At 69.6% G+C, this 16,253-nt stretch carries 15 protein-coding genes; 8 read left to right on the forward strand and 7 right to left on the reverse strand.

Annotated elements, in window-relative coordinates:
• The 4 genes from G528_RS0101670 to G528_RS0101685 all read right to left on the reverse strand — a co-directional run bounded on the left by G528_RS0101670 (nucleotide 1) and on the right by G528_RS0101685 (nucleotide 2,936).
• On the reverse strand, nucleotides 1-852 hold the full coding sequence (locus G528_RS0101670; protein ID WP_026917453.1) for an MlaE family ABC transporter permease: 852 nt from the start codon (nucleotides 850-852) through the stop codon (nucleotides 1-3).
• Nucleotides 853-856: 4 nt separating this feature from the next.
• Nucleotides 857-1,621: an MlaE family ABC transporter permease gene (locus G528_RS0101675; RefSeq protein ID WP_026917454.1), complete on the reverse strand. Its 765-nt coding sequence runs from the start codon at nucleotides 1,619-1,621 to the stop codon at nucleotides 857-859.
• Between the two features lie 147 nt (nucleotides 1,622-1,768).
• Nucleotides 1,769-2,659, reverse strand: a complete 891-nt coding sequence (locus G528_RS0101680) for a 3-oxoacyl-ACP reductase (protein ID WP_026917455.1) — start codon at nucleotides 2,657-2,659, stop codon at nucleotides 1,769-1,771.
• An 82-nt stretch (nucleotides 2,660-2,741) separates the two neighbouring features.
• Nucleotides 2,742-2,936, reverse strand: a complete 195-nt coding sequence (locus tag G528_RS0101685) for a ferredoxin (protein ID WP_026917456.1) — start codon at nucleotides 2,934-2,936, stop codon at nucleotides 2,742-2,744.
• Between the two features lie 101 nt (nucleotides 2,937-3,037).
• Between G528_RS0101685 and G528_RS0101690 the strand changes: the two genes are divergently transcribed.
• From G528_RS0101690 to G528_RS0101700, 3 genes are all read left to right on the forward strand, one after another.
• Nucleotides 3,038-4,225 carry an acyl-CoA dehydrogenase family protein gene (locus G528_RS0101690; RefSeq protein WP_026917457.1) on the forward strand — a complete coding sequence of 396 codons (1,188 nt, stop codon included), beginning with the start codon at nucleotides 3,038-3,040 and terminating at the stop codon, nucleotides 4,223-4,225.
• 76 nt (nucleotides 4,226-4,301) lie between these two features.
• Nucleotides 4,302-5,441, forward strand: a complete 1,140-nt coding sequence (locus G528_RS0101695) for an acyl-CoA dehydrogenase family protein (protein WP_026917458.1) — start codon at nucleotides 4,302-4,304, stop codon at nucleotides 5,439-5,441.
• Between the two features lie 22 nt (nucleotides 5,442-5,463).
• Nucleotides 5,464-7,032, forward strand: a complete 1,569-nt coding sequence (locus tag G528_RS0101700) for an AMP-binding protein (RefSeq protein WP_026917459.1) — start codon at nucleotides 5,464-5,466, stop codon at nucleotides 7,030-7,032.
• A 27-nt stretch (nucleotides 7,033-7,059) separates the two neighbouring features.
• On the opposite strand, the gene G528_RS0101705 is transcribed toward G528_RS0101700, so the two are convergent.
• Both G528_RS0101705 and G528_RS0101710 read right to left on the reverse strand, forming a co-directional pair.
• Nucleotides 7,060-8,193 (reverse strand): NAD(P)H-dependent flavin oxidoreductase, encoded by a 1,134-nt coding sequence (locus G528_RS0101705; RefSeq protein WP_026917460.1) that lies wholly within the window; start codon nucleotides 8,191-8,193, stop codon nucleotides 7,060-7,062.
• A gap of 111 nt (nucleotides 8,194-8,304) precedes the next feature.
• Nucleotides 8,305-9,933 carry an acyl-CoA synthetase gene (locus tag G528_RS0101710; RefSeq protein WP_026917461.1) on the reverse strand — a complete coding sequence of 543 codons (1,629 nt, stop codon included), beginning with the start codon at nucleotides 9,931-9,933 and terminating at the stop codon, nucleotides 8,305-8,307.
• A gap of 46 nt (nucleotides 9,934-9,979) precedes the next feature.
• Here G528_RS0101710 and G528_RS0101715 point away from each other — a divergent pair, with 46 nt between their 5' ends.
• Nucleotides 9,980-10,837, forward strand: a complete 858-nt coding sequence (locus G528_RS0101715) for a crotonase/enoyl-CoA hydratase family protein (RefSeq protein ID WP_281170322.1) — start codon at nucleotides 9,980-9,982, stop codon at nucleotides 10,835-10,837.
• A 154-nt stretch (nucleotides 10,838-10,991) separates the two neighbouring features.
• Nucleotides 10,992-11,804 (forward strand): hypothetical protein, encoded by an 813-nt coding sequence (locus G528_RS16070; RefSeq protein WP_035718532.1) that lies wholly within the window; start codon nucleotides 10,992-10,994, stop codon nucleotides 11,802-11,804.
• Nucleotides 11,805-11,840: 36 nt separating this feature from the next.
• Here the strand turns inward: G528_RS16070 and G528_RS0101725 are convergent, their stop codons facing one another.
• A complete protein-coding gene (locus G528_RS0101725; protein WP_026917463.1) occupies nucleotides 11,841-12,875 on the reverse strand; it encodes an LLM class F420-dependent oxidoreductase in 1,035 nt (344 codons plus the stop codon).
• 58 nt (nucleotides 12,876-12,933) lie between these two features.
• Here G528_RS0101725 and G528_RS0101730 point away from each other — a divergent pair, with 58 nt between their 5' ends.
• The 3 genes from G528_RS0101730 to G528_RS0101740 are packed head-to-tail and all read left to right on the forward strand — an operon-like array spanning nucleotide 12,934 to nucleotide 16,199.
• Nucleotides 12,934-13,947 (forward strand): Zn-ribbon domain-containing OB-fold protein, encoded by a 1,014-nt coding sequence (locus G528_RS0101730; RefSeq protein ID WP_026917464.1) that lies wholly within the window; start codon nucleotides 12,934-12,936, stop codon nucleotides 13,945-13,947.
• Between the two features lie 39 nt (nucleotides 13,948-13,986).
• Nucleotides 13,987-15,030 carry a thiolase domain-containing protein gene (locus G528_RS0101735; RefSeq protein WP_026917465.1) on the forward strand — a complete coding sequence of 348 codons (1,044 nt, stop codon included), beginning with the start codon at nucleotides 13,987-13,989 and terminating at the stop codon, nucleotides 15,028-15,030.
• Nucleotides 15,030-16,199: a thiolase domain-containing protein gene (locus tag G528_RS0101740; protein ID WP_026917466.1), complete on the forward strand. Its 1,170-nt coding sequence runs from the start codon at nucleotides 15,030-15,032 to the stop codon at nucleotides 16,197-16,199. Before G528_RS0101735 ends, G528_RS0101740 begins: the two co-directional genes overlap by 1 nt.
• The last annotated feature ends 54 nt before the right edge of the window (nucleotides 16,200-16,253 follow it).

A 16,253-nucleotide genomic window follows, 5' to 3' on the forward strand; every position in this document is an offset into this window, starting at 1 on the left:
TCAGCCCGCCAGATTGAAGTTGCCGTCGGCCCCGTAGATCGCGAGCGACGTGAGCAGGGTGATCACGACGACGACGACCAGCGACGCGCGGACCGCGTTGCCGACCGCGACGCCGACGCCCACGGGGCCGCCGGATGCGTTGAAGCCGTAGTAGGTGTGGATGAGCATGACCGCCACGGCCATGCAGATCGCCTGGACGAACGACCACAGGATGTCCGACGGGATGAGGAACGTCGAGAAGTAGTGGTCGTAGACGCCGGACGACTGGCCGTAGAGGACGACCGTGGCGAACCGGCTCGCCAGGAACGAGGCGAGCGCGGCCAGCGAGTACAGCGGGATGATCGCGACGAGGCCCGCGATGATGCGGGTGCTCACCAGGTACGGCACCGACGAGATCGCCATGACCTCGAGGGCGTCGATCTCCTCGCTGACGCGCATGGCGCCGAGTTGAGCGGTGGCGCCGGCGCCGATGGTGGCGGCCAGGGCGATGCCCGCGATCACCGGGACCGCGATGCGCACGTTGATGAACGCCGAGAAGAAGCCGGTGAGGGCCTCGACGCCGATGTTGGCCAGCGAGTTGAAGCCCTGGACGGCGATGGTGCCGCCGGTGAACAGCGTCAGGAAGCCGACGACCACGACCGTGCCGCCGATCATCGCCAGGGCGCCGGTGCCCATCGAGATCTCGGCGATGAGCCGCAGCGTCTCCTTCTTGTAGAGGCGGAGCGCGCGCGGGATCGATGCGACGGCGTCCCAGTAGAACAGGGCCTGATCGCCGATCTTGTTCCAGTCCTCGCCGGCGCGTTTGAGCGCCACGCGGGCGGTGAGGAGTCGTGTCGTACCTGGCAGGACCATCGCGTTATCCCATCGTCGCCTTGAGACCGACCGCGGTGACCACCACGTTCACGACGAACAGCGCCATGAACGAGTAGACGACGGTCTCGTTGACGGCGTCCCCGACGCCCTTGGCCCCGCCCTTCACGTGCAGTCCCCGGTAGCAGCCGACGAGTCCGGCGAACAGACCGAACAGTGCCGCCTTGATCATGGAGATCACGAGCTCGCCGAGTCCGGTGAGGAGGGTCAGGTTCGCGATGAACGCGCCGGGGTTGACGTCTTGCAGGTAGACCGAGAAGACGAAGCCGCCGGCGATGCCGATCGTGCACACGAGGCTGTTGAGCAGCAGCGCGACACCCGTGGAGGCGACCACGCGCGGGACGACGAGCCGGTGCACCGGGTTGATGCCGAGCACCTCAAGCGCGTCGATCTCCTCGCGGATGGTGCGTGCGCCGAGGTCGGCGCAGATGGCGGTGGCGCCCGCACCGGCCACGATGAGGACCGTGACGATGGGGCCGATCTGGGTGATCGTGCCCAGCGCCGCACCGGCGCCGGAGAGATCCTGTGCGCCGATCTCGCGCAGCAGGATGTTCAGGGTGAAGCTCACCAGGACGGTGAACGGGATCGCGACGAGGAGGGTGGGGACCAGGGAGACGCGGGCGATGGCCCACGACTGCTCGATGGTCTCACGCCACTGGAAGGGTCGTCGGAACAGCTCGCGGGCGGATTCGACTCCCAGGGAGACGAATTCACCCACACCGTTCATCGGGGCAGCGAGCTTACTCGACAAAACCCCTCCTCCCGCTTGTGTGCTTGGCAACGTATCACGTACTGGCGACTGCGCCCCGGGTAATCACCGGGCAGAATCTTCATACCCCTGTGCAGTCGGTTCACGTGGGTACTCGGTACAAAATGATCGGTCAGTTCATGGGATCCGTCAGTCCATCAGATCCGACGCCGAGAACGATCCGATGTCCTCGGGCGACTGGAAGTAGGCCGACAGCGTCTCCCCCAGCTCCTCCGGGGACCACTGGTCGCCGTCTGCGGCGAACACCTCGCGGACCTTGGGAGCGGCCATGAGGCTCACCTTCGGCCCGTAGACCACGAAGATCTGGCCGGAGACGTTCTGCGCCTCGGGGCTCGCGAGGTAGCGGACGAGCGTCACGACGTGATCGGGCGACAGGGGGTCGACCGCGTCGTCGGGCGCTTCGCCGAACACCTCGGCGGTCATCGCGGTGCGGGCTCGCGGGCAGATCGCGTTGGCGGTCGCTCCGTAGCGCGCCAGGGCGCGCGACGCCGACACGGTGAGCATCGAGATGCCGGCTTTGGCGGCGGAGTAGTTGGCCTGCCCGGCCCCGCCGAGCAGCGCGGCCTCCGACGAGGTGTTGATGAGTCGACCGAAGACCGGGGCGCCGGCCTCCTTGGACTCGGCGCGCCAGTGGGCGGCGGCATTGCGGTTGAGCAGGAAGTGGCCGCGCAGGTGGACCCGCTGAACCAGATCCCACTGGTCGTCGGTCATGTTGAACAGCATGGCGTCGCGGGTGATGCCCGCGTTGCTCATGACGACGTGGAGGCCGCCGAGGTCGCCGGTGGCCACGCGCATGATCTCGGCGGCGGTCGCCGAGTCGGCGATGTCGCCGGCCACGGGGACGGCGGTGCCGCCGAGTCCGGCGATCTCGTCGATGACGTCGCTGGCGTCCAGAGCGCTCTGGAGATCGTTGACGATGACCTTCGCCCCGTCGCGTGCGAGTCCGATGGCCTCGGCCCTGCCCAGACCTGCTCCCGCACCGGTGACGACGGCTACCCGTCCGTCCAGCGACTGACCCACGTGTCTTCCCTTCCGTCAATAAGTAGAACTTGTTCTAACATAGTTCTTCCCGACCGCGATAGCGATCGGGAAGAACTCGTGCTCACTCGTCGACGATCGACAACGCCGACCGCGGACAGCTCGCGACGACCTGCCGCATCTCCTCGCGACGCGCCTCGTCGACATCGTCCTGCAGAATCAGCAGGTTATCGTCGTCGTCGAGTTCGAAGACATCGGGCGCCATGCCGACGCAGACGGCATTCGACTCGCACAGATCGTAATCGCATGAGATGCGCATGAGTTCCTCCTCCGCTCGGGGCCCGGACAGATTGACGGGTCCATCGCCTACACGTTAGAACGTGTTTCAATACTAGGGAAGCACAGGGCCGAGGAGAACAGATGCAGATCGCCTACACCGATGCGCAGGAGGCACTCCGTCGCGAGTTGCGCGACTACTTCACCGCACTCATGACACCCGAACGTCGTGCGGCCCTGACCGGCGGAGACGGCGAACTCGGCGAGGGCGACGCCTACCGGGACGTGGTCCGCCAGATGGGACGCGACGGATGGCTGGCCCTCGGCTGGCCGACCGAATACGGCGGCGCCGACCGATCGATGATGGACCAGTTGATCTTCACCGACGAGGCTGCGATCGCCGGAGCTCCGGTCCCGTTCCTCACCATCAACTCGGTGGCGCCGACGATCATGCACTATGGGTCCGACGAGCAGAAGAACTTCTTCCTGCCGCGGATCGCCGCCGGCGACCTGCACTTCTCCATCGGCTACTCCGAGCCCGGCGCCGGCACCGACCTCGCATCGCTGCGGACCTCCGCCGTCCGCGAGGGCGACGAGTACGTCGTCAACGGGCAGAAGATGTGGACCTCGCTGATCCCCTACGCCGACTACGTCTGGCTCGCCTGCCGAACCGACCTCGACCCCGAGGCCAAGAAACACCAGAGCATCTCGATGCTCATCGTCCCGACCACCGCCGACGGCTTCTCGTACACGCCCGTGCACACCATGTCGGGCGTCGACACCAGCGCCACCTACTACCAGGACGTGCGCGTACCGGTCGCGAACCGGGTCGGCGAGGAGGGCAGCGGCTGGGGGCTGGTCACCAACCAGCTCAACCACGAACGCGTCGCCCTGTGCAGCGCGGCCCCCATCCAGACCGCACTGCGCGAGACCGTCGAATTCGCCGAGACGCGGGTCGGGGGACGACGCCCGATCGACGAGCCGTGGGTCCGCGCCAACCTCGCCCGCGTGCACGCCAAAGTCGAATTCCTCAAGCTCGTGAACTGGAAGATCGCATCCATCGCGGCCTCGGGCGGATCCCCGTCGCCCGCCGACGCATCGGCGACCAAGGTCTTCGGCACCGAGTTCGCGACCGAGGCGTACCGCCTGCTCATGGAGGTCGTCGGCCCCGCAGCCACGCTCCGTCAGAACAGCCCCGGAGCCCACCTCGCCGGCCGCGTGGAGCGGTTCGCCCGCACCTCGCTGATCCTGACCTTCGGCGGCGGCACCAACGAGATCCAACGCGACATCATCGGCATGCTGGCGCTGAAGCTGCCACCCGCCCGCCGCTGAACGGCCCCAGAGCCACAGCAGCACAGAACCACAGCGGCCCAGAGATTCAGCGGCACGGAAATAAGGACATCACGACATGGATTTCACCCCCACCGAAGCGGCGACCGATCTCGCGGGCCTCACCGCCGACATCACCGCGCGCATCTCCCCCGCCGACCGCGTCGCCGCCCTGGAGACCGAGCGGGCGCCGATCGACGACACCCTGTGGTCGGAGGCCGCGGCCGCCGGACTCCTCGGACTGGCGGCGCCGGAATCCGTGGACGGCGCCGACCTGACGACCATCGAGACCACCGCCGTCGCCGCCGAGTTCGGCCGCGCGCTGGCCCGCATCCCGTACGGTCCGCACGCCGTCGCCGGTGTGCCGCTGCTGGCCGCTCACGCCACCGCGGCCCTGCGCGACCGACTCCTCGCCGGCGCGGTCGCCGGATCGACCGTGCTCACCGCCGCCGTCGAAGAGGACGGGCGCTACGATCCGGCCGATCCCGCCACCGCCCTGTCGACCACCGCCCCGGCCACCGATGCGGCCGACGCCTTCCGGCTCGACGGCACGAAGGTGAACGTCCCCTACGCCGCGGCCGCCGACGTGCTGCTGACCGTCGCCGCCGGCCCCGACGGGGTCGTCGTGGTCGCCGTCCCCGCCGACCGCGCCGGCGTCGAGATCACCGAGACCCCCGCGACCGGCCTGACCCCCATCCACACCGTCGAGTTCTCGGCCGTCGACGTCGGCGCCGACGAGATCCTGGGCGGCGGCGCCGCGACCGTCGCCGAGGCCCTCGACCTGCTGCGGCTCGGGGTGGCCGCCGAACAGTCGGGTGTGGTCGACGCCGCGCTCGCGGCTACCGCGCAGTACGCGCGCGAACGCGAACAGTTCTCGCGGCCGATCGGCTCGTTCCAGGCCGTCGCCCAGCGTCTCGCCGACGGATACATCGACGCCCAGGCGCTCGCCCTCACCGTCACCCAGGCGGCGTGGCTGCTGTCGGGTCACTCCCCCGCCGACGCCGACGAGCGGCACGCCGCCGTCCAGGTGGCGAAGTTCTGGGCCGCCGAAGCCGGCCACCGGGTCGGGCACACGACGGTGCACGTGCACGGCGGCGTCGGCCTCGACACCAGCCACCCGGTCCACCGCTACTTCCTGCGCGCCAAGCAGAACGAGTTCACCCTGGGCAGCGCGCCCGCGGTGCTCGACGAACTCGGCGTCGGCCTCCACGGCGTGTGATCCGGTGACCTCGCGTGCCCCCGTGAGCCCCGCGCCCGCCGTCACCGACGCCCGCACCGTCGCCGAACTGCTGGCGCCGCTGGCCGACGTGACCGACCGCGGACTGCACTTCGGCGACCGGTTCGTCTCCTGGCGCGACCACATCGCCGAGGCCCGCCGACGGTCCGCGGCACTGCGCGACCGACTCGACCCGGACCGCCCGCCGCACGTCGGGGTGCTGCTGCCCAACGTGCCCGAGTTCAGCTTCCTGTTCTGCGCGGCGGCACTGGGCGGCTTCGTCCTCGTCGGTCTCAACGACACTCGGCGCGGCGACGCACTGCTCGCCGACGTCCGCCGCTCGGACTGCCAGTTGGTGCTCGCCTCGAGGGCTGCCGGCGATGCGCTGGCGGGCTCGCCCGTCCCGGTCGTCGACGTCGACGGCCCCGAATGGGCGGCGATGATCGATCGCGAGGCGGCCGTCGACGCCCGCGCGGACGCCGTGGCGCCCGACGATCTGCTGATGCTGATCTTCACCTCGGGAACCACCGGCGACCCGAAGGCCGTGCAGTGCAGTCAGCGGAAGTTCGCGGCCCCGGGAGTGATGCTCGCCGACCGGTTCGGGCTCGGCGCCGACGACGTCGCCCACATCTCCATGCCGATGTTCCATTCCAACGCGCTCATCGCGGGGTGGTCGGTGGCGGCCGCGGCCGGGGCGTCCTTCGTGCTCCGCGAGAAGTTCTCCGCGAGCGGATTCGGCGACGATGTGCGGCGCTACGGCGTCACCTATGCCAACTACGTCGGCAAACCCCTGCACTACATCCTCGCGACCCCCGAGCGTCCCGACGACGCCGAGCTGGGTCTGCGGATCATGTACGGCAACGAGGCCTCGGCCGCCGACCGCGCGGAGTTCCTCCGTCGGTTCGGTGCCCGCGTCGTCGACGGTTACGGCTCCACCGAGGCGGGCGTCTCGGTCACCCGCACCCCCGACACTCCCGACGCAGCCCTGGGGCCGCTCCGCGATCCGGTGGCCGTCGTCGATCCCGACACGCTCGAGCCCGTCCCGCCGGGCACCGTCGGCGAGATCGTCAACACCTCGGGGCCCGGTCTCTTCGACGGCTATTACGGCGACGACGCGGCGACCGCCGAACGCATGCGGGGCGGCGTGTACCGGACCGGCGACCTCGGGTGGGTCGATGACGAGGGCTACCTGTATTTCGCCGGCCGCACCGGCGACTGGCTGCGCGTGGACGGTGAGAACCTCGGCACCCGGCCGATCGAGCAGATCCTGCTCCGGCACCCCGCGATCGACGAGGTCGCGGTGTTCGGCGTCCCCGTCGACATCGGCGACGAGGTCGGCGCGGCCCTCGTCGTCTCTGAACCGGCGGTCTCTGATCCCGCAGTCTCTGAACCGGCGGTCTCTGAACCGGCGGTGTCGGGGCTGGACCGTGCGGCGTTCGAGGCCTTCCTCGACGCCCAGCCCGATCTCGGCGTCAAACAGCGTCCCACCCGGGTGTGGGTGGTCGACGCCCTGCCGCAGACCGCCACGTTCAAGACCGCGCGGGCGGCGCTCAGCGCATCCCTCGGCGCACCGACCTGGACCTCGCCGCGGTAGGGGCGGGGTCCAGGTCGCCGCGGCGACTCACCGCAGGGTGGCGTTCATCCGTTCGACCGCCGCCCGGTAGTCCGCGACCAGCCCGTCGACCAGCTCTTGGACCGGGGTGATCGAATTGCAGCGTCCGACGATCTGCCCGGCGGGCATCGCGACGACCCGCGGGTCGTCGGACGCCGAGATCCGCGCGTGCGCCTCCCCGACCAGCAGGTTCTGCAGCGGCATCGGCAGCGGGTCGGGCGCGTCGGCGGCGTCCCACGCGTCGGTCCACGCCGTCTTGAGCAGCCGTGCCGGCTTACCCGAGTAGATCCGCCGCCGGACCGTGTCGCGCGAGGTCGCCGACAGCAGTGCCTGCTGCACCGTCGACGGCTCCCCCTCCCGGTGCGCGCCGAGGTTGTACTCGGCCGCAGTGAGCCAGTAGGTGCCCATCCACACGCCCTGGGCGCCGAGCGCCACGGCGGCGGCGATCTGCCGGCCGTCGCCCACACCGCCCGCGGCGAGCACCGGCGCCTCGCCGACGGCGTCGACCAGTTCGGGCCACAGCACCATCGACGTGACCTCGCCCGTGTGTCCGCCGCCCTCGTATCCCTGGGCGATGACGATGTCGACGCCCGACTCGATGTGGTGCAGGGCGTGCTCCTTCGCCCCCGCCAGCGCCGCGACCGCGACACCGTTGTCGTGCGCGATGCCGATGACGTCCTCGGGCGGCGACCCCAGCGCATTGGCGATCAACTTGATCTGCCCGTACTTGCGGGTGTGCTCCATCGCGATGTCGACATGCGAACGCGCCACCGAGTGCAGCCAGCCGAGGACACCGGTGTTGACGCGGTCGCCGCCGTCGGGCAGCGGCGGCACCCCGAGGTCGTCGAGCGTGCGTTCCACGAAGGCGCGATGCTCCGGCGGAATCATCGTGTCCAGATCGGTCTTGGACCCCTCGGTGGGGATCTTGGCCGGCATCACGACGTCGACGCCGAAGGGTTTGCCGTCGGTGTTCTCGTGCATCCACTCCAGGACGCCGTCGAGCTCGTCGGGCTCGTTGAATCGGACGCAGCCCAGGACGCCCAGTCCGCCCGCGCGGCTGATCGCGGCCGCCACCTCCTCACTCGGTGTGAAACCGAAGATCGGGTACTCGATCCCGAACTTGTCGCACAGTGCTGTCTTCATGGATGTCCTCGTCCTGTCCTCCCCGGATCGTCCGGGGTTCGTGTACTGCAGGCTGTCGCCTCGGGATCGCTGTCGTCTCGGGAGTGCTGTCGTCTCGGGAGTGCTGTCGGGTCAGGTCGTCGAATGGGGACTCGACGCGGCCGTGATCTCGGCGGCCCAGCGGTAGTCGGGCTTGCCCGCGGGCGACCGCCGCATCTCGTCGACGAACCACACACTGCGCGGCACCTTGTAACCGGCGAGTTCGCGGCGCACCACGGCGCCGAGATCGTCGATCGTCGGCCGCCGGCCGGCGCGGGTCGCGATCACTGCGGCCACCCGCTGGCCGAAGCGGTCGTCGGGCACACCGACCACCACCGCGTCGGTCACGTCGGGATGACCTTTGAGCGCCGCCTCGACCTCCTCGGGATAGACCTTCTCGCCACCGGTGTTGATCGACACCGACCCCCGGCCGAGCATCGTGATGGTGCCGTCGGCCTCCACCCGCGCCTGATCTCCGGGCATCGAATAGCGCACGCCGTGGTAGGTCACGAACGTCTCGGCGCTCTTGACCGGATCGTTGTGGTAGCGCAGGGGGATGTGTCCCGACCGCGCGAGCCGACCGATCACCGGCGACCCCGGCTCCACCGGACGGCCGTCGTCGTCGAGCACATGCGTGTCGGGGTCGGCCTTCACCGTCGGCGCCCCCATCCGACTGCGTCCCTTGACGGCCATCCCCATCCCGCCGAATCCGGTCTCCGACGACCCGATGGCGTCGACGATCACCGCATCGGGCAGGCAGTCGAGGTAGCGATCCTTCACGGCGGGCGAGAACAGGGCGGCCGACGACGCCACCGACACCACGGTCGACGTGTCGTAGTCGCCGGCCTCCAACTCGTCGATCATCGGCCGGCCCATCGCGTCGCCGGTGATGAACACGACGTTCACGCCGTGACGTTCCACGGCGCGCCACACCTCACACGGATCGAACTCCGGGTAGACGACGGCCTTGCCGCCGGCGAACAGCGACTGGAACACCGCCCACTGGCTGCCGCCGTGGATGAACGGCGGGATGGCGAAGCGGACGAGCTGTCCGGCCTCCGCGCCGACGCGCGCATGCTCCCACTCGTCGTCGATCGGCCGGCCCGTGTACCAGTCGATGCCGCCGCCGAGGACGCGCCAGACGTCCTCCTGCCGCCACACGACGCCCTTCGGCTTCCCAGTGGTGCCGCCGGTGTAGAGCAGGTACAGGTCGTCGTCGGTGCGCTCCTCGAAGTCGCGGTCCGGCGACGCCGCGGCGATCGCGTCCTCGAATCCGGTGACGCCGACGGTCGACGTCGCGTCGCCCGCGCTCGCCCCGCTCTCGTCGTCGACGACGATCCGGTGCGTCACGGCCGCCGGCGATTTCGAGAACACGTTCAGCACACGCGGCGTGTACTGCGCCTCGTGGATGAGCACGCGCATCCCGGAGTCGGTGACGATGTGCTCCAGTTCGGCTTCCACGTACCGGTAGTTGATGTTCACCATCACCGCGCGAGCCTTGAAGATCGCGAGCATCGCCTCGACGGACTCGATCGTGTTCCTGCTGTACAGACCCACTCCGTCGCCCGGCCGCACACCGAGCTCACCGAGAGCGTGCGCCAGCGCGTTGGCTCGCGCCTCCAGCTGCGCGTAGGTGCGGGAACGGTCTCCGGACTCGAGTGCCACGCGGTCGGGCATGAGGTCGACGGCATGCTCGAAGAGGTCGCCGATTGTGAAGGCCATACCCTAAAACTAGAACGTGTTACTGTTCCCGGCAAGAACTTCGCGAATGAGGAGACCCCGCGTGTCCGATAGCCCCGTGTCTGATACCCCTGCACCCGATACTTCTGCGCCGGATTCTGCTGCGCCCGAATGCCTGGTCGAGAAGCGCGGCCATGTGCTGATCGTGACGATGAACCGCCCCGAGGCGCGAAACGCCCTGTCGGGGCCGATGATGCGGATCATGGAGGAGGCGTGGGATCGGGTCGACTCCGACCCCGACATCCGCGTGGCGATCCTCACCGGGGCGGGCGGCTACTTCTGCGCTGGCGCCGACCTCAAGGCGATGAACTCCTCGGCCCCCGGCGACTCCTTCGCCAAGGGCGGCTGGGACCTCACTCGTCTCCCCGCACTGCTCAAGGGCCGCCGGCTGACGAAGCCGCTCATCGCGGCGGTCGAGGGCCCGGCGATCGCGGGCGGCACCGAGATCCTGCAGGGCACCGACATCCGCGTGGCGGGTGAGAGCGCCAAGTTCGGTGTCTCCGAGGCCCGCTGGGGCCTGTTCCCGCTGGGCGGCAGCGCCGTCCGCCTCGTCCGGCAGATCCCGTACACGATCGCCGCCGACATCCTGCTGACCGGCAGACACGTGACCGCGCCCGAGGCCAAGGAGTACGGGCTCATCGGCCACGTGGTCCCCGACGGCACGGCGCTCGACGCCGCACTCGAGATCGCCGAGAAGATCGCGGCCAACGGCCCGCTCGCGGTCCAGGCGATCCTCAAGACCATCCGCGACAGCGAGGGCATGCACGAGGAGGAGGCGTTCAGGATCGACGCCGAGCTCGGCGCCGCCGTCTTCCAGTCCAAGGACGCCAAGATCGGTCCGCGCGCCTTCGCGAACAAGGAGAAGCCGGCCTTCACCGGCGAGTGACAGCGCGCATTACCAACGCGTATACGCCGGTGAGAGCACCTATGGCGCGATTGAACTCATATACGCGTTGGTAATGCTCGCAGCGTTATCCACAGATGCGTCGACGCCGGCGCGAACTCACCCGACCCGACGCCGATCCGGCCATCATGGCCGCATGGACACGGGGGTCTATCGCTGGGGGCAGCTGCGCGAACAGGCATCGCGCCGGGAGATCGACGAGGCGATCCGCGACGGACGTCTGATCCGGCTGCGGCACGGGTGGTACGCGACGCGGGCCGCCGATCCCCGCGTGGTACGGGCCGTCGCCGCCGGCGGCGTGGTGAGCTGCGCATCGGCGTTGGACGCCCACGGGGTCTGGGTGCCGCCGAGCCGTCGCCTGCACATCCGCGGCAACGACGCCCGCAGCCGCACCCGCCGCGACTGGTGCCGGTGCCTCGGCCGGCAGCCCGCCGAGGACGGTGCCGTCGACGGGATTCCGACCGCGTTGCGCCACGCGGCGGTCTGCCTGCCGACCGAGGACTTCATCGTCGTCTGCGACTCGGTGCTGCACCTGCGCCTGGTGACTCCCGCCGAGCTGGCGGACCTGTTCTCGGACGCTCCGCGCCGGATCGTCGACGCGTTGGGGCGGTGCGACGGTCGTGCCGAATCGGGGACCGAGACGATGGTGCGGGTACGCCTCACCTCCCGACGTCCACGCCTCCGGGTCCGACCGCAGGCGTACATCGACGGCGTCGGCCGGGTGGACCTCCTGATCGGCGACGCCCTCATCGTCGAGGTCGACGGCTACGCCTATCACTCCGATCCGGAGACCTTCGAGTCGGACCGGCTCCGCGATCTGCGCGCCCGCCTGGTCGGCTACGCGCCCGTGCGCCTCACCTTCGCGCAGGTGGTCTACCGGTGGGAGGTCGTCGAGCCGCTCCTCGCGCAGCTGATCGCGCGCGGGGACCATCGTCGGCGCCGCAGGTGACGGGCGGGGTCGCAGGTGACGGGCGGGTCGCCGGCGTCAGACGAGGTCGCCCAGCTGTCGGACGGTGTCGACGTCACGCGCCGTGACCATGAGCGTCGTGACGCCCGCGGTCTCCCACTGGCGGATCTGGTCACGAACGTCGTCGGCGGTGCCGGCCAGCATGGTCTCGCGGACCATCTCGTCGGGGACCGCGGCGACGGCCTCCTCCCGCCGGCCGGCGCGGAACAGGCGGCCGATGTCGTCGACTGCTTCGCCGTATCCCATGCGGCGGTACAGGTCGGCGTGGAAGTTCTTCTCCTGTGCGCCCATTCCGCCGACGTACAGGGCGGTCGACGGCCGGTATCGGTCGATGGCGGCGGGCACGTCGTCGGTGATGACGCACTGGACGGTCGCCGCGATCTCGAAGTCGTCGCGCGTGCGCCGCGCACCGTCGCGGGCGAACCCCTCGTCGAGCCATTCGTCGTACATGCCGGCCAGTCGCGGGGTGTAGAAGATCGCGAGCCAGCCGTCGGCGATCTCGGCGGTCTGGGCGACGTTCTTGGGGCCCTCGGCGCCGAGCCAGACGGGGATGTCGGCGCGCAGCGGGTGGGTGATCGGTTTGAGGGCCTTGCCGAGTCCGGTGCCGCCGTCGGCGGCGGTGAGCGGCAGTCGGTAGTGGGGGCCGTCGCTGTGGACGGCGCCGTCGCGGGCGAGGACGTCGCGGACGATGCGGACGTATTCGCGGGTGCGGGCCAGCGGCCGGGCGAAGCTCTGCCCGTACCAGCCCTCGACGACCTGCGGTCCCGAGACGCCGAGGCCGATGATGTGGCGTCCGCCGGAGAGGTGGTCGAGGGTGAGGGCGGCCATCGCGAGGGTCGTCGGCGGTCGCGCCGAGAGCTGCGAGACCGCGGTGCCGAGACGCAGGGTGGTGGTCGATGCTCCCCACCAGGCGAGGGGGGTGTAGGTGTCCGAGCCCCATGATTCGGCGGTGAACGCCGAGTCGAAGCCCGACTCTTCGGCCGCTCGCAGGAGTTCGGGGACGCCGGAGGGCGGTTGCGCGCTCCAATAGCCCAGTTGCAGACCCAGTTTCATTCCGACACCTTTCGTGGTTCCCTTGCCAAGGGTAACTAGAACATGTTCTATTTGATGCGTGTCCACTAGTGCAACTCATCCGGTCCCCGAAGTGCAGGTGCCCGCACCCGAGTCACGAATCCTGTCGGCGCCGCTGACCAACACATTCGCGTACACGAGATCGCTGGGCCCCGTCCTCTCCCAATTCGCGCTGGCCCTCCGCGACGGCCGCATCGTCGGCAGTCGCGGATCGGACGGTCGCGTGACGACGCCGCCCGCGGAGTTCGATCCCGCCGGCGGCGCTCCCACCACCGAGATCGTCGAGGTCGCGACGGTGGGCACCGTGACCAGCTGGTCGTGGCAGCCGACACCGCTCGACGGGCAACCGCTCCAGCGGCCGTTCGCCTACGCGCTCATCCGGCTCGACGGCGCGGACACGTCCCTGCTGCACGCCGTCGACGCCGCGAGTCCCGACGAGATGTCGGTCGGCGCGCGCGTGCACGCGGTGTGGAACACCGTGCGCACCGGCGTCATCACCGACATCGCGCACTTCAGCCTCGGCGACACGCCGTCGGCCGCCCCCGCACCCGAGGGCGAGATGACGGTCGACGACGCCGGGAACGTCATCACCGAGACGCCGATCACGACGACGATCATGCATTCGGCCACCGAGTCGGAGACCTGGTACCTGGAGGGGCTCAAGGCCGGGAAGTTCATCGGCGGCCGCGTCCAGACCGGTGAGGTGTACTTCCCGCCGCGCTATGTGAGTCCGTCGGACGGCAGCCCGACCGTCGAGCGCGTGGAACTCGCCCACACGGGCACGGTCACCACGTTCTGCATCGTCAACGTGCCGTTCCTGGGCCAGCAGATCAAACCGCCGTATGTGGCCGCCTACATCCTGCTCGACGGCGCGGACATCCCGTTCCTGCACCTGATCCTCGACGTGCCCGCCGAGGAGGTCCGCATGGGCATGCGGGTGAAGGCCGTGTGGCGGCCGGAGTCCGAGTGGGATCACACGATGCGCAACGTCAGCCATTTCGCCCCGAACGGCGAACCCGATGCCGACTTCGAGTCGTACCGGAACCACCTCTGACGCCTCGGGCCTCCGCCCTCGGAAGGATTTTCACCGCACATGAGTACGTCATCCCTCCCACGCATCGCCGTCGTGGGTTTCACGCACAGCGCCAACGTCCCCGAGACGTCGGGCACCACCAACGGTGTGGAGATGCTGGTCCCCTGTTTCCAGCGGCTCTACACCGATCTGGGCATCGACCGCACCGACATCGACTTCTGGTGCAGCGGCTCGTCGGACTATCTGGCGGGCCGTGCGTTCTCGTTCATCTCCGCGATCGACGCGATCGGCGCCGTGCCGCCGATCAACGAGTCGCATGTCGAGATGGACGGCGCGTGGGCGCTGTACGAGGCGTGGATCAAGATCGCGACCGGCGAGGTCGACGTGGCACTGGCCTATGGCTTCGGCAAGGCCTCGGCGGGCGACTCCGATCGTGTCCAGGCGATGCAGACCGACACCTACAACGTCGCTCCCCTGTGGCCCGACGCCCGGTCGCTCGCCGGCCTGCAGGCGCGTGCCGGTCTGGATTCGGGCGCGTGGACCGAGGCCGACATGGCGGCGGTCGCCGCTCGGAGCTCCGGCGTCGGGGTCGATGAGCTGCTGGCGGCCGACTACGTCGCGGATCCGCTGCGGGCCCACGACATCGCGCCGTACGCCGACGCGGGGGCTGCGGTGATCCTGGCTTCCGAGGACCGTGCTCGCGAACTCGTCGAGAACCCCGCGTGGATCACCGGCTGGGACCACCGGATCGAGACGCCGAACTTCGGCGCCCGCGACCTCACCCGCTCGGAGTCGACGGCGACGGCTGCGGCGACCGCGTTCGGGGACCGCTCGCGGGATGTCGACGTCGCCGAGATCCATGCCCCGTACACGCATCAGGAACTGATCGTCGCGCGGGAGATCGGTCTCGGCGAGCGCACGCGCATCAATCCGTCCGGCGGGGCTCTCGCGGCCAACGCCCTGTTCACCGCGGGTCTGCAGCGGATCGGATATGCGGCGCACGAGATTCTCGCCGGTCGCGCCGAGACGGCCGTCGCGCACGCCACCGCCGGCCCGCTGCTGCAGCAGAACATGGTCGTCGCACTCGCAGGAGGAGAGAACTGATGAGCCGCAATCGCGTCGCCGTCCTCGGGACGGGGCAGACGAAGTACGTCGCCAAACGGGGTGACGTGACGATGGCGGGCATGGTCCGCGAAGCCATCGACCGCGCGTTGGCGGATTCCGGGCTGGCGATGGCCGACATCGACGCCGTCGTCATCGGTAAGGCCCCCGACATGTTCGAGGGGTCGATGATGCCGGAGTTGGCGATGGCGGAGGCGATCGGCGCCGTCGGCAAACCGCTGCTGCGTGTCCACACCGCCGGGTCGGTGGGTGCCTCGACGGCGATCGTCGGCAGCTCGATGGTGAGCAGCGGCGTCCACGGTCGCGTGTTGGCGGTGTCGTGGGAGAAGCAGTCGGAGTCGAACGCCATGTGGGCGCTGTCGATTCCGGTTCCGTTCACGATGCCGGTCGGTGCCGGTGCCGGCGGCTTCTTCGCTCCGCATGTGCGCGCGTACATCAACAATTCGGGCGCACCGGCGCACATCGGCGCGATGGTCGCGGCCAAGGACCGCCGAAACGGCGCCAAGAATCCACTCGCCCACCTGCATCAGCCCGACATCACCGTCGAGAGCGTGATGGCCTCGCAGATGCTGTGGGATCCGATTCGCTTCGATGAGACGTGCCCGTCGTCCGACGGCGCGTGCGCGGTGGTGCTCGGCGACGAGGGGACCGCGGACGACGCGGTCGCCGAGGGCCGGTCGGTCGCCTGGGTGCAGGCGACGGCGATGCGCACCGAGCCGTTGTCGTATTCGCATCGCAATGTGGTCAGTCCGCAGGCCGGCCGGGACGCGTCGGCGGCGCTGTGGCGCGACGCCGGGATCACGAACCCGCTCGAGGAGGTCGACACCGCGGAGATCTATGTTCCGTTCTCGTGGTTCGAGCCGATGTGGCTGGAGAATCTCGGTTTCACACCGGAGTACGAGGGCTGGAAGCTCACCGAGGCCGGGGAGACGGAGATCGGCGGCAAGCTGCCGGTGAACGCGTCGGGCGGGGTGCTGTCGTCCAATCCGATCGGCGCCTCCGGGATGATCCGCTGTGCCGAGGCCGCGATCCAGGTGATGGGCAAGGGCGGCGATCACCAGGTGCCCGACGTCCGGAAGGCCTTCGGGCACGCCTACGGCGGCGGCTCGCAGTACTTCTCGATGTGGCTGCTGGGCGTCGACAAGCCGTGACCGGGGCCGACACCTGACCGGGTCCGACACCTGACCGGGGCCGACAAGCTCTGA

The organism is Gordonia shandongensis DSM 45094 (assembly GCF_000423025.1).
Classification (GTDB): domain Bacteria; phylum Actinomycetota; class Actinomycetes; order Mycobacteriales; family Mycobacteriaceae; genus Gordonia; species Gordonia shandongensis.